Source organism: Clostridium chromiireducens, assembly GCF_002029255.1.
In the GTDB taxonomy this organism is placed as follows: Bacteria; Bacillota; Clostridia; order Clostridiales; family Clostridiaceae; genus Clostridium; species Clostridium chromiireducens.
In genome coordinates this window covers 71,741-85,361 of record NZ_MZGT01000015.1, presented here as the reverse complement: position 1 = coordinate 85,361, position 13,621 = coordinate 71,741, and the positions used below count along the sequence as shown (strand labels likewise).

At 29.7% G+C, this 13,621-nt stretch carries 11 protein-coding genes, 1 rRNA gene and 1 pseudogene; 8 read left to right on the top strand and 5 right to left on the bottom strand.

The window, feature by feature from the left end; genetic code table 11:
• Positions 1 to 322, bottom strand: a 16S ribosomal RNA gene (locus CLCHR_RS07200); the annotation flags it as partial.
• 1,119 nt (positions 323 to 1,441) lie between these two features.
• Here CLCHR_RS07200 and CLCHR_RS07195 point away from each other — a divergent pair.
• The 6 genes and pseudogenes from CLCHR_RS07195 (at position 1,442) to CLCHR_RS07170 (ending at position 6,700) form a co-directional block, all read left to right on the top strand.
• Complete coding sequence (locus CLCHR_RS07195) at positions 1,442 to 3,466, top strand: Na+/H+ antiporter (protein WP_242966000.1); 2,025 nt, start codon at positions 1,442 to 1,444, stop codon at positions 3,464 to 3,466.
• Between the two features lie 225 nt (positions 3,467 to 3,691).
• Entirely contained in the window at positions 3,692 to 4,441 is a 750-nt protein-coding gene (locus CLCHR_RS07190) for an MBL fold metallo-hydrolase (RefSeq protein WP_079439017.1), read from the top strand.
• A 64-nt stretch (positions 4,442 to 4,505) separates the two neighbouring features.
• A complete protein-coding gene (locus CLCHR_RS07185; protein WP_079439016.1) occupies positions 4,506 to 5,246 on the top strand; it encodes an NADPH-dependent oxidoreductase in 741 nt (246 codons plus the stop codon).
• A 1-nt stretch (position 5,247) separates the two neighbouring features.
• Positions 5,248 to 5,424, top strand: a pseudogene (locus CLCHR_RS25150) (nitroreductase family protein); the annotation flags it as partial.
• 189 nt (positions 5,425 to 5,613) lie between these two features.
• On the top strand, positions 5,614 to 6,207 hold the full coding sequence (locus CLCHR_RS07175; protein ID WP_079439015.1) for a DJ-1/PfpI family protein: 594 nt from the start codon (positions 5,614 to 5,616) through the stop codon (positions 6,205 to 6,207).
• 43 nt (positions 6,208 to 6,250) lie between these two features.
• Positions 6,251 to 6,700: a GNAT family N-acetyltransferase gene (locus tag CLCHR_RS07170; RefSeq protein ID WP_079439014.1), complete on the top strand. Its 450-nt coding sequence runs from the start codon at positions 6,251 to 6,253 to the stop codon at positions 6,698 to 6,700.
• 4 nt (positions 6,701 to 6,704) lie between these two features.
• Here the strand turns inward: CLCHR_RS07170 and CLCHR_RS07165 are convergent, their stop codons facing one another.
• The 4 genes from CLCHR_RS07165 to CLCHR_RS07150 form a co-directional block, all read right to left on the bottom strand.
• On the bottom strand, positions 6,705 to 6,938 hold the full coding sequence (locus CLCHR_RS07165; RefSeq protein WP_079439013.1) for a hypothetical protein: 234 nt from the start codon (positions 6,936 to 6,938) through the stop codon (positions 6,705 to 6,707).
• Between the two features lie 105 nt (positions 6,939 to 7,043).
• Positions 7,044 to 8,363: a hemolysin family protein gene (locus CLCHR_RS07160; RefSeq protein ID WP_079439012.1), complete on the bottom strand. Its 1,320-nt coding sequence runs from the start codon at positions 8,361 to 8,363 to the stop codon at positions 7,044 to 7,046.
• Between the two features lie 71 nt (positions 8,364 to 8,434).
• Positions 8,435 to 9,610 carry a YibE/F family protein gene (locus tag CLCHR_RS07155; RefSeq protein ID WP_079439011.1) on the bottom strand — a complete coding sequence of 392 codons (1,176 nt, stop codon included), beginning with the start codon at positions 9,608 to 9,610 and terminating at the stop codon, positions 8,435 to 8,437.
• A gap of 123 nt (positions 9,611 to 9,733) precedes the next feature.
• Positions 9,734 to 11,245 (bottom strand): purple acid phosphatase family protein, encoded by a 1,512-nt coding sequence (locus tag CLCHR_RS07150; protein ID WP_079439010.1) that lies wholly within the window; start codon positions 11,243 to 11,245, stop codon positions 9,734 to 9,736.
• Positions 11,246 to 11,763: 518 nt separating this feature from the next.
• Here CLCHR_RS07150 and CLCHR_RS07145 point away from each other — a divergent pair.
• Together CLCHR_RS07145 and CLCHR_RS07140 are read left to right on the top strand one after the other, a co-directional pair.
• Positions 11,764 to 12,780, top strand: a complete 1,017-nt coding sequence (locus CLCHR_RS07145) for an alpha/beta hydrolase (protein ID WP_079439009.1) — start codon at positions 11,764 to 11,766, stop codon at positions 12,778 to 12,780.
• Positions 12,781 to 12,806: 26 nt separating this feature from the next.
• Positions 12,807 to 13,406 carry a hypothetical protein gene (locus tag CLCHR_RS07140; protein ID WP_079439008.1) on the top strand — a complete coding sequence of 200 codons (600 nt, stop codon included), beginning with the start codon at positions 12,807 to 12,809 and terminating at the stop codon, positions 13,404 to 13,406.
• The last annotated feature ends 215 nt before the right edge of the window (positions 13,407 to 13,621 follow it).

The window sequence follows — 13,621 nt, the reverse complement described above, 5'->3', positions numbered from 1 at the left end:
TCAGTCCCAATGTGGCCGATCACCCTCTCAGGTCGGCTACGCATCGTCGCCTTGGTGAGCCGTTACCTCACCAACTAGCTAATGCGACGCGGGTCCATCTCATAGCGGATTACTCCTTTAATTGCTGTTTCATGCGAAACTACAATCTTATGCGGTATTAATCTTCCTTTCGAAAGGCTATTCCCCTCTATGAGGCAGGTTACCCACGTGTTACTCACCCGTCCGCCGCTAATCCGTTCCCGAAGGAACTTCATCGCTCGACTTGCATGTGTTAAGCACGCCGCCAGCGTTCGTCCTGAGCCAGGATCAAACTCTCAATATAAAGTGAAACTTAATTTAGATGAAGTTTACCTTCAGCTAAATGTTAGTTGAACTTATCCATATTGGAAAAAGTTTAATCTTAGCTTACTCAAATAAAGAATTGCTGGTTTACTTAAATGTATTTATTATATTCTGTTCAATTTTCAAAGACCAATTTTCTTCCTTAAACCTCTTGTTACAAGGCTTACAAGCTTCTGTCGTTTCTGACAGCTTACTCAGTATATCATCGCTTTCAGATCTTGTCAACAACCTTTTTTAAAAACTCTTGAAACATTTTTCTTGGATGTTCTTTCAGCTCTAAGTCATTGAATTCTGTGCTTTTCAGCGACGAATTACATCTTACCATCGCTATCTGATCTTGTCAATAACTTTCTCAAAAAACTTTTCAACCTTCTTTAATGAGGTATTTTAATGAGATTAAGTATTTCTAAAACCATGTCTCTTAGCGACGTGTTTTATCTTATCATCTCTATTATAGTTATATTCTTTACCATTTAGCTATTTCATGAGATTATTTCCATTATTCGCTATAATTCTTTAATATTCTCTCCTTTATTTATGTTGATACACTAGAAAAAGTTGTCCATCATAATATCCACTTATATACCTCTCTTCCATGTTCCTATAAAATTCTTGTGAATTTTTATATTTCTTCGCAATGATCTGCTAATGTCATAACAATCCCACTTCTATAATATAGTTAGGTTAAATATAGACGGTGTCCGATTATCTTAATGCCTGTTTTATTTCAACTAGAAAATCTTAGATTTCAAGGCAAACATAAATATTTACACATAAAAAAAGAACTTATCTCACATAAACTCTTATCAATTAAATATACTATTATTAGTATCGTCGCCTCTTCTGTCATGATATTTACTATAGATTGTTATATACCTTAACTTTGTGTACCTGCATTCTAGACCATAAAAATAATATTGAGTTTAAGCATTGTGTTATAATTTACATATGCCCACTTAAGAGTAATTAAAATTGCTTCTCACTATGAAGCAACCCAATTAAATAGTTAACCTAGTTAGATGAACATATTATTATTTCGGTAAGCCATCGCATAAGTCTAAGCTAAGTATTGTTTATCTATATATTTAAGAAAGGAGGAATGCATATTTTTACTTATGTATTAATATTGTTAATTTGTATTTTGATTTCAACCATAATAAGCAGATTTATACCTTCTTTATCGGTACCAATTGTGCAAATTGCAATGGGAGCATTAATTGCAATAATACATTCTGAATTCAACATTGAACTTGATCCACATACCTTTTTAGTAATGTTTATTGCTCCGCTTCTTTTCCGTGATGGGAAAAATGCTGATAAAAGATCACTTTGGAAACAGAGAAGAAACATACTTTTAATGGCATTGGCTTTAGTTGTTGTAACAGTAATATTAGTTGGATTGCTAATAAATAAGCTGATACCTTCTATTTCCCTACCATCAGCTTTTGCGCTTGCAGCAGCGTTATCACCAACTGACTATGTTGCAGTTAGTGCACTTTCAAAGAAAATTTCTCTTCCTAGAAAAGTTCTTCATCTAATAGAAGGTGAAGGTCTTATGAATGATGCATCAGGCCTTGTATCTTTTAAATTTGCTTTGGCCGCAGCTTTAACTGGAACATTTTCATTATTTGATGCAACTATAAGTTTTTTTATGGTTTCTATTGGAGGAATTATTGTTGGATTAATTTTAGAACATATTCTCATTAGCTTTGAACTTTGGATAAGGAATCTTGGGATGGAAGATATTACAGTCGAAATATTACTTCAAATTTTAACTCCATTTATAATATATCTTTTATCTGAAGAGGTATTTAAGGTTTCAGGCATACTAGCCGTAGTTGTGGCCGGAATTGTATATTCATTATCCTCTAAAAAATCAAAATTAAAAAATGCTAGATTAAATGCAGTATCAGAAAATACTTGGTCTGTTTTGGCATACGTTCTAAACGGACTTATATTTATAATAGTTGGATTGCAATTACCAAATATAATTAGAACTGCTTTTTATGAGGTTTCAATAAATAATTTTGGAGCTGTTATAGATGTCTTATTAATAACATTAGCTTTACTTACACTTAGGTATTTATGGGTTCTATCTATGTATCAGTTTGGAGATAAAGCTTGTAAAAGAGAAGAAAAAAGCGTCAAGTTTCATGCTGCACTCTTAACTTCCCTTTCAGGAGTAAGAGGAGCGGTCACATTAGCCACAGTTCTTTCAATCCCTTTAACACTCGAAAATGGGCAGCCATTTTCTGAAAGAACACTAATTTTATTCTTGTCTGTTGGGGTAATTCTAACAACGCTTCTTATTACGACTTTCATATTACCCTTATTTGCTACAAAGGACTTCTCTAAAGAAACAAATTATTCAGAAATATTAAATAAAGCACAAATAAAAGTGTGGACTAATACAATAAACAAACTAAAATTAGAAATTGATAATAAGAAATATATTAATATGACCATAAATGAATACAAGTACCGAATACATCAATTAAAACGCGGAAATTCTTACTATAAGAACTGGAATAGAAGTAGCAAAGAAGAAAAGAAATGGATGCTACTATGTTTTAAAAGGGAAATTGAAAATACTAAAAAATTATTGCAAGAAGGTAAAATAGACGAGTCTACTGCATATGTTTATGAAAAATCAATTAGAAACAAAATTAAATTGATGTCGTCAGTAGAAGGTTTTTCGTTGATATTTAAAGAAACTTTAGCGCGCATTTCTATACTGGTTTTTAATATAAAAAAATTCAGGTATATATTACATGGATTAGAAAATAACAAGAAAAGTGAGCAGCGTTTAAAGGATTTAGCACTGAAAGAACTTTATTCAACTAATGCAAAATATCTAATTCAATACGTTAAATCTATTACTACACCTGAAAACGAAGAGACTCTTAAGAAAATAATTTTATATTATCAGGGCGTATATTGGGTTGCAAGCAAACCTATCTTGGAAAAATCTAATAAACACGAGAAGAAGAAAGTTGAAATTAAAGCAATGCAATTAGAAAGAAATACTATACAATCTTTATTTGAAGATGGAGATATAAATTGGACTATAGCCTCTGAACTTCGAAAAAATTTAAATTATATTGAAAGTGATATTTTAAGATAGTAGGCTTTTACTTTTTTAAGCCTACTTATTTTATATATTTATTCCATAAATATCATCTAGAACAGGATCTATACTCCACCACTATTTCATAAATAACAATTGACAAATTAAATTGAGTTCGATATAATTTTATTATGCCAATCAGGATTGTAAATTAATCAACCCGCACAAGCTACAACAAATTAACTAAGTAGTTAAATTAATAATATATTGGAGGAATTTGTTATGAAAATTTTAGCTTTAGAATTCTATAAAAACGGAAGAATGAAAGAATCATTTGCTTTAGGAGGATCTCTTGAAAAAGAAAAAATTAATCCTAATAAAGAATATCCTGCAAGTTTACAAAACTATCTAGTCGATACAGGGAAAGAAGTTATCTTAGTAGATACAGGACTACCTATTGAAACACCTGATTTTGAAGATAAACCAGAACAATCTATGTTTATGGGAGAAAAAGTTGCAAACTTTACAGAAGCATTAAAAAATATAGGCTATGAGCCAAAAGATATTAATAAAATCATTTTAACTCATAAACACCCTGATCATGCTGGTGAATTAAGATTATTTGATCATGCACAAGTATATATTTCACACATGGAAGCTGATGCTATGAATATAAATGGTAAAAATATAATTAAAGTTGATTTTACTGATGGTCAATATAAAAATTTTGCTGAAAGCCAAATTATAAGCGAGAATATTATAATGCTGCCAGCCTATGGGCATACTACTGGTAATTCTTTAGTTGTTGTTGAAGATAATGGAGTAAATTATATGATTCACGGTGACGTAACTTACACAGATGAAGCCCTAAGACAAAATCAGCTATCCGTAGTTTTTGAAGATAAAGACTTAGCGAAGCAAACATTAGAAAAAGTTAGAACTTTTATTAAAGAAAATGACACAATTTATTTAAGCACTCATACTCCTGAAGGTTTAGCTTCATTAAAAAATAATTCTATTATGAAATTATAAAAATATAATTTACTTTTTACTCAATTAATATATCATAAAAAATAATTTAGGAAGGTGATTAATTATGAATAATACAATAGATATAATAAAAGATCATAGATCAATACGACAATATTTAGATAAAGATGTTCCTAATGAATTAATAGATGACATTATAAAAAGTGCTCAAGCTATGCCTAATTCAATAAACGGACAACAAGCTTCAGTTATTGTTGTAAGAGACAAAAAGAAGAAAGAAAAATTAGCTGAGCTTGTAGGCAATCAAGAATATGTAGCAAAAGCTCCTGTGTTTCTAGTTTTTGTAATGGATTTTTATAGAACTTATCTTGCCGGTGAAAAAACAGGCTTAAAGCAAGTAATTCATGAAGATATCGAAGGCATTCTAGCTGGTTCGGTTGATGTTGGAATTGCTTTAGGGGCTTCTGTTGTTGCAGCTGAATCTCTTGGACTTGGCACAGTGCCTATTGGTGGGATTAGAAAAAATCCAGAAGAAGTTATAGAACTATTAGGATTACCTAAATATACTTTTCCAATGGTAGGTTTAGTAGTTGGATATCCCGCTGATAAATCTCATAAAAAACCAAGGGTTCCTTTTGATAGTTTCAAACATGAAGAAAGTTATGACACAAAGGTTGTTGAAGCTTCAATTAATGATTATGATGAGGAAATGAATAAATATCTAAAGGATATTGGAAGATCTGAACAAGAAACAAATTGGAGTACTTTAACTTCAAGAATTTATCAATCGGTCTATTATCCTAAGGTTAAAGATGCTGTTGCTAAACAAGGCTTAAAATCTAAATAATGATAAGAGTTTCCCCTTTGGAAGAGAAAATTCTATCCTTTCTCTAGCATACCTTGAAATTTTTAAAGTCCCAGAAGGCAAGAAAATAACAGGAGTCGTAATGGTAGGATATCCTGAACATAACTTTAATAGACTAACAGATAGAAATGCATTAGATGTTACATTCCATGAAAAGTAGAAATTTATAAAGGGCTTCGTAAGTGAAGTCCTTTTTAGTTTATTTATTAAACCAAGTATTTAAATTGTAAAACATTTAAATTTAGACCTGTGTTTCTTTAAAAAATATTTAAATTAATAACCAATGTATATTTATAATATATGCTATAATTGGTTTATAATAGAAAATTATAAAAGAATGGATGATTACATGGGTAAAATATTAGTATTTATTTTTGATGGAATGACAGATTATGAAATAACATTTATCAGTCATTTGTTAGGCGCAGATGCTGGTAAAGAAATAATTACAATTGCATATGAAAATAAAATTATAAAAAGTCACTCTGGTATTTTATATAAACCATCGAAACTAGTTAATGAAATCTTAAATGAAGATGTAGACGGCTTAATAATTACAGGTGGATGGTATGGCGAAACAAGACCGGAGTTAATTGAATTGATTAATAATTTAAATTCAAAAGGTAAGTTAATTGGTGCTATATGTGGAGCAGGAACAGTTTTTTTGGCAAAGGCAGGTGTTTTAAATGATGTTAAGTATACCTCCCCTGTTGTCGAATGGACTCAAAAACACATAGAAGTATTTGGAGAAAAAGATCCTTTTCCAAGAGAAAATTTTGTTTCCGAACGAGTTGTAAGAGATAGAAATATTATAACTGCTCAAGGAATAGCATTTGTTGACTTTTCAATAGAAATATGTGATTGGTTTAATCTTTTTGAAAGCCAGAAGGAAAAGAATGAATTCAGCAAAAATATTAAAGGTTCAACGGAGTTACTAATATAATTTGCTATTATAATTATCATTCTATATCAGTGGAGGAATAACTATGAAAATCATTTCAAAAAACCCTAACGGACCTGATGCCCTTTCATTAATGGATGAATTATCAAATGAATTAGAATATATAACGGGTAACAGTGGAAAAAGTTCATTTAATCTAAACGATGTTTGTGTTCCGCGTTCTTTATTCGTAGTAGCTTATGACAAAAATGAAGAACCCGTTGGTTGTGGAGCAATAAGACCTATTAATGAGAATATTGCTGAAGTTAAAAGAATGTATGCAAAAACTAGAGGACTTGGTGTAGGAACTGAAATCTTGCATCATCTCGAGATACAAGCCAAAGAACTTGGCTACTCCGCTCTTTGGCTTGAAACTCGATTAATAAACAAACAAGCTGTTTTATTTTATGAAAAGAACGGCTATCATCGTATCGCCAACTACGGTAAATATATTGATAATTTCGAAGCTATTTGCTTTGAAAAGAATATAATATAATGTACTATTTAACTGTTTCTATAAATATTTTATTGTAAGCTCTCATTTCTTCAAGTTTCTCTATTGTTTCTTTTTCTATTTGGGATATATTTTTATCTATAATCTGCACTTTTTCTGAGTTACTTATATTTTCTCTACAGAAATTCACAATCTTCTTATATGCTTCCATTTGCATTTTAACTAATGCTTCATACTCATGATTAGTTATATCAATAAATTCTATCTCTTTACTTGTCATATTAATCCACCCTTCAAGAATTTGATGTATCTTTATCTAATAAAATAAATCATAATTAAAATAGAGATAGTATTATTAATTTCTTACTGTCTCTATTTTTATGATTTAATCTTCACTTTGAATATAAAGCTTTATTTTTTCAATTCTATTTTCCCTTATTTCTTCTATTTTAAAAATCAAATTATTATATTCTATATCTTTTTCATCTGTGCTTTTGGGAATACGACCGATAGTTTCAATAATAAATCCACCCATTGTGTCATAATTTTCACTTTCAATATATACATTAAAATATTCGTTAAAATCATCAATTGACAGCATCCCTGGCACTATAAAAGTGTTTTTATCTATAGCTTTTATAGCAGGTTCATCTTCATCATATTCATCATCTATATTACCCATAACTTCCTCAATTAAATCTTCAATAGACACTATCCCGGAGAACCCTCCATATTCATCTATTAATATTGCCATATGTTTTTTGTACGCCTGTAATTCTTTAAATAACTTATCAATGTTTTTATTTTCTGGAACAAAATACGGTGGATGAAGTATATTTCTAATGTTTACATTTTCAAAGCCGTGCTTTCTTGCTTCAACAAGAAGATCTTTCATATAAAGAATACCAATAATATTATCTATACTACCTTCATATACAGGAATTCTTGAATATCTTTCTTCTATTAACTCATCTAAATATTCATTTAATGGAGTTTCTATATCAATCATATAAACTTCTGTTCTTGGTGTCATTACTTCATCCGCTAATTTATCATCAAATTCAAATATGCTGTTTATCATTTCTGTTTCAGTCTCATTTATAACTCCATGTTCCCGCCCAACTTCAACATATGACTTAATTTCTTCTTTTGATACTTTTTCATCTAAATTTTCTTTATCAAGCCCAACTATTTTAACCAATATATTAGTTGATGCTGAAAGCAGCTTTACAAAAGGTACTGCAATCTTAGACACATACATTATTGGCTTTACAGAAAACATTGCAATCGCTTCAGATTTTTTTAGTGCTATTCTTTTTGGAAATAACTCGCCAAATACCAATGTTATGTAAGATAATACGATTGTTACTATCACTAAAGCAAGTTGCTGACTATATGGAACATTAATTTTGTTTAAATATCTTGCTAAATCTTCTGATATTCCAGTAGCTGCGGAAGCACTACTAAAGAACCCTGCAAGAGTTATTCCTACTTGAATAGTTGATAAGAACTTTGTTGGCTCATCCATAAGCTTTATTAAAAGTTTCGCTTTTTTATTTCCTTGTTCTTCAAGTAATTTTAGTTTATTTTTATTTAATGACACTATAGCCATCTCTGCTGATGCAAAAAATGCATTAATTAAGGTCAAGATAACTATTAATATTAATTGAGACGTTATATTCGTCTGTTCAGGGTCTAATTCCATAATTAATACTTCCTCCAAAATTAGTAAAGTTTTACAATAATCATATCATAAAGAGCATATGGAGTAAAGTTTTAGAAAAAGTTTACTTCTTTACTATATTCTTTTATATACTTCTTATAAGTTAACATTGTAGATGTTATAATTGAGACTAATGGCACTGTTAAAATTACCGCAATGCTTCCCGATAACCCTTGCATTATTTCTATTCCAATTGAATACATGTTAATAATTTGATTATAATTCATGCTGTAAGAGTATGATAAAATTAAGGTATTAATTGCTCCTCCTGTAAATGCTAATATTAATGTATTTGACATAGTCCCCATCATATCTCTTCCAACATTTATTCCTGAGTTAATGAGTTCACGTCTGCTTATATTTTTGTTTTGCTCATAAATTTCATTTATTGTTGAAGCAATAGATATTGCAACATCCATAACTGCTCCTAATGATGCTATAAGTATCCCCGCAAATAAAAGTCCCCCAATCTGCATATTTGTATTATTTGAAATAAAAACTAACTCTTCTATTTCTGCAACATTATATCCTGATATTTTTGCAAAGTATCCGAATCCTGCTGCACAAAGACCAGCAATAATTACTCCAATTATCGTACCCAACATTGAAGATATTGATTTTTTCGTTAATCCACCAATTAGATACATAGTAACAATAGTAGTTAATATGACAATAATAACTGCAGATAAAAATGGCGAGTACCCTTTATATATCATAGGAATAAATAAAAATATTATACAAATAAATGTAAAAATTAATCCTAAAGCTGAATTAAAACCCTTTTTACCTCCTATTAACCAAAGAACTAAGATAAATACAAAAACAAATCCATATATTATTGGTTCTCTATAATAACTATAAACCGAGGCAACATAGTCTTCTCCGCTTTTACTTAAAGATATAATAACATTCATATTGACCTTACATGCTGCACCATAAAGGTATCCTGAAAAACTTGTTGCCTCTAAAACTTTACCTTTATACTCTCCACTCAGCATCCTTACCCTCACAATTTGCTTGCCTACATTTTTTCCATCACTTTGAATATTAGTATTATTCAAAACCTCTTCAACCACTGCTTTTTCAAAAGAAGTTCCCTGCCTATTAACCAGCTGTGCCTTGTCGACCTGATTGAAAAAATACAAAAAAATGAAAAAAGCTATGGCAAGTATCAATATAATTCCTCTTCTAATATTAACTCTTTTATCTATAAACAATTCTGAAAACATCCTACTCCTCCAATTTATGATTTCAATAGGTTATCATTAATTCTAAGTTATATGTTAGCTATCTATAACACCAAAAGCACAAAAGTAGGTTTATACCTACTTCTGTTGACATTATTTCATACCTTACTTAGTTTTAGTGATTGTAAAAGTATTATCAATCTTTGCTCCAGTATCTGTTCTAAATGTATCTATAGAAAATGTCTTATCGTTAATAGTAATAGTAGAATATGTTGGAATATCTTCCTGCCATCTAGCTGCTATATAAGCTTGTTGTTTTGTAACTAAATCATAATATTTACTTCCTGAACTTGAGTTTGCGGTCATATATAATATTCCTTTAGGATCAACTATATTATTATCTGCTGCTTTACTCTTAGTACTATTTTTATCTTCAATTGATGTTAAATATTGATTATATTTATTATCTATAGGTGTTTTTCCTTCAATATAGCTTTCAAATTCATCTTCAGTAATTGTTTTAGCTTTATCTTCTTTTCCACCTTTTAGCATCAAGGATCTTGAGTAAGTATGATCATGTCCTGTTAATACAACATCTATTTGATTTTCTTCAAGAATTGGAATCAAACTATATCTTAAATTAACCACTTCTGGTTCATTTGAATGTTCCCCTGATCCATATATATCTTGATGGATAGTAACTATTCTCCATTTGGCATTCTTATTTTCAGCTACAGCCTTTTCAATTAATTGCTTATGTTCTGCTATATTATAATTATTTGTATTTAATACAATAAACAATGCATTACCATATGAATAGTAATATCCTCCACCAGCTTCTGTTTTTCCTAATTCAGAAGCGTTGGGATTATTAAAATGGAATGAATAATTTCCACTTGGTGCATCGTGATTTCCTATAGTTGTTGCTACTGGAATTGATTTCAAAGCCTCTGGGCTTAGATATCCTGCATATTCAATTTCATTCTTGTCATAAGTCTTATTCGGAGCCTTCTTATCTCTTGATTGAATTTGATCCCCCGCAGAAATAACAAAACTTATATTTGGATTCGCTTTTAATGCAGTATTTAAAGTATTATTCCAATTAAAACTGTCATTTCTAACTGCATTGTCTTGTCCTTGTTCTTTATCTTCTCCTGTTACTACATTTTCGCTTGAAGAACCTATTTGAGGATCGCCTACAAACATAAAGCTAAAACTATCTGTATTTTTTGTGCTATACGGTGTTGCATTAGTCCATTTTTCATTTATTTGATAGCTATAATAATATGTTGTACTTTTTTCCAAGCCCGTAGCTGTCGCTTTATTAGATATATACCCATTAACCGCTGCTTCACTTTTCACAGATAGATCTTTTGCATTACTCATATCTTTATTTTTAGATATTTTTATACTTGGCTTAGGTTCGGTACTTTTCGAATACCAGGCAAAATTTAGTTCGCTTTCATTTCTACCAGGTGTTAATGATATTTGTGTAGGATTATTTTTTATGGTTTCCCATTCATTACACCATTTCTCCCACTGACCATTTGATGCTGAAGCAGTTTTACGCGCTTCTGTCCACCCATCATTAGATGCTGCAAAAACACCAATACTTGTAGATACTAACATTGTTGCCGTTATTATTGTTACTATTAATTTTTTAGTAGATTTGATCATTATTCTTCCTCCCCTATTATAGATGTTGAAATTACAACCATAATTATACATGTCAAATCTTCCTTAAAATCATTTATTAAGTATTTTTTACACAAAATAACCTATATTTTACAGAATACAACCTACATTTTACATAACTGCTTAATACTCTACTATTGTTTCTTAAGATTTTTAATATACGAGGTTTAGTCACTAATTTTTTATTAAACTATTATCCTCTATTTAAATATAACAATTTTTTTCTGATATATATCTCTTTTACAGACTCCTCTCCCTAATCCGTTCCCATTAAATTGAATTTACACTTTTTTATTACTCAATTCTAAATATTAAGTAATTTAAATATATAGTGTAACAAATAAAGAGCATATTCTTTGAAAATTTAATATTGTTATTTTACATAATATGGTATAATAGTAATATAATTTAAACGGTAAGGTGACTGAGTATTATTCTATGAACATGTAAAGTATGAAGAAGCAAAAAATAACAATATTATTTGAATGGAGAGTTTGCAAATGTATTTAAGTAGAATGGAAAGGAAACGTAAATTGAGATTAAAAAATAAGAAAAGATTACGAAAATTTATACTTCTTATCTTGTTTTTAATAACGGCTACTTTATTAATTGGTTTTTATTATGAAAAAATTGGAGAATATAATGATTTAAAAGAATATTCCTCAATAGGAAAAATGATTGATATAAATAACCATAAAATCAATATATTTAGCAAAGGTGAAGGAAATGCCACTGTAGTTTTTACCGGTGGCTTAAATGAGCCAATCTCTTATTTAGACTTCTATCCTCTTTATAATGAAATTTCAAAATATGCTAAAATAGCAGTTTATGATAGGCCTGGCCATGGATGGAGTGAATTAACAGATGTTCCAAGAGATATAGATTCAATTGTAGACGAAATGTATACAGCCCTCATAAAATCAGGGCAAAAGCCACCCTACATATTAGTTGGTCATTCCTTAGCATCATTATCAGTAATAAGATTTGCGCAATTACATAAAAATGAAGTCTCAGGTATCGTACTAATTGATGGCGGTAGCCCTGAATACTATTTGAAAAACAGCTTAGCCTTTAACAATAGTACTGTTTTTAATTATAAATTATTGAAATCAGTTGGCATAGCTAGATTGGCACTTTACCACACAAGTTATTCTTCGAAAATCACATCAGGTCAGAACGATCTTAAGCTATTACCAGATGAGTTAAAAAATCTATATACCGCAATGACACTTAAAACCATGTATAACAAAAATATTGTAGATGAAGGTAACATGGCAAGTTTAAATGCACAAAAAGTATTGGATAACGGTAAATTAGGAGATATTCCACTTAGAATATTTACTGCAGAGAATAGTATTTTATCAATTCCTGAATGGGAAAATAGCCAGATAGATTTAAAGAATTGGTCTACTAATAGCAAACAGATGGTTGTAAAGAATTCTAGACATCCTATACATCAATTCGAACCTGACATAATAAATAATGAAATAATAGAATTAATAAAAACTCATTTCTAAAATAAAATACATAGGAGAGAATAATTATGAAAAGAATACCATTTAATAGACCAACTACTCATTACGATGAACGTGTTACTAAAATAGATGAAAAAATTTGTGAATTAATCAAACAACGTAAAGAAATATCAGATAATAATCCTGGTTATCCTCCCTTTGAGTATATAACTAATTGGGCAGAAAAATTTACTTTATATGAAGATCAATTAAAATCAGTATTTGGAACATTGTGGAATGAAGAAGTATATCGACCTATCGTCGAACCAAGTGGTTTTAGATTAAACTTACCAGTATTAAAGTCAATAGAAATAAATAATCAGATTTATTCTGTAATTTCTATTCGTCAATATTCAAACGCAAGTGTCGTAATTTTCAATAAAGATTGGGATAATACAAATGATTTATTAGATAACAAATTAACTCATACCACTTTTGAGCTTTTTATAAATGAATACTATAATTGTAGTATGATAAGTGGAGCCGGTGGCGATGGGCATTTTCATTATAATTTTACAGTTTCCCCACCACTACTCGACGACTTTTCAGGCGTTGATTTGATTTTTAAGGAGCGTTTTATACCTCTAATTGAAAATAAAACAGGTATTGAAATTGTAATACATTTATAATTCATTAGGATCTAATATAGCAATAGCCAAAGAGAATAATAAATTGAATCATGTTGATAATATAGTTTATCTATTTTTAATATTTCGCTTATTCTTCGCAGTTTTAGTTATAAGTCTACCATTTTGATTGATTAAAATTTCATTCGCCCTCTCCCAATTGATAATTATTTTCATTTACAACCACCTTATCATGTGCTATATTATTTTTAGGCTTA

Coding starts and splice junctions, on each gene's coding strand:
- CLCHR_RS07140 (WP_079439008.1), top strand. CDS start 12,807: ATGAAAAGAATACCATTTAATAGACCAACTACTCATTACGATGAACGT.
- CLCHR_RS07155 (WP_079439011.1), bottom strand. CDS start 9,610: ATGTTTTCAGAATTGTTTATAGATAAAAGAGTTAATATTAGAAGAGGA.
- CLCHR_RS07165 (WP_079439013.1), bottom strand. CDS start 6,938: ATGACAAGTAAAGAGATAGAATTTATTGATATAACTAATCATGAGTAT.
- CLCHR_RS07160 (WP_079439012.1), bottom strand. CDS start 8,363: ATGGAATTAGACCCTGAACAGACGAATATAACGTCTCAATTAATATTA.
- CLCHR_RS07190 (WP_079439017.1), top strand. CDS start 3,692: ATGAAAATTTTAGCTTTAGAATTCTATAAAAACGGAAGAATGAAAGAA.
- CLCHR_RS07170 (WP_079439014.1), top strand. CDS start 6,251: ATGAAAATCATTTCAAAAAACCCTAACGGACCTGATGCCCTTTCATTA.
- CLCHR_RS07195 (WP_242966000.1), top strand. CDS start 1,442: ATGCATATTTTTACTTATGTATTAATATTGTTAATTTGTATTTTGATT.
- CLCHR_RS07175 (WP_079439015.1), top strand. CDS start 5,614: ATGGGTAAAATATTAGTATTTATTTTTGATGGAATGACAGATTATGAA.
- CLCHR_RS07185 (WP_079439016.1), top strand. CDS start 4,506: ATGAATAATACAATAGATATAATAAAAGATCATAGATCAATACGACAA.
- CLCHR_RS07145 (WP_079439009.1), top strand. CDS start 11,764: ATGTATTTAAGTAGAATGGAAAGGAAACGTAAATTGAGATTAAAAAAT.
- CLCHR_RS07150 (WP_079439010.1), bottom strand. CDS start 11,245: ATGATCAAATCTACTAAAAAATTAATAGTAACAATAATAACGGCAACA.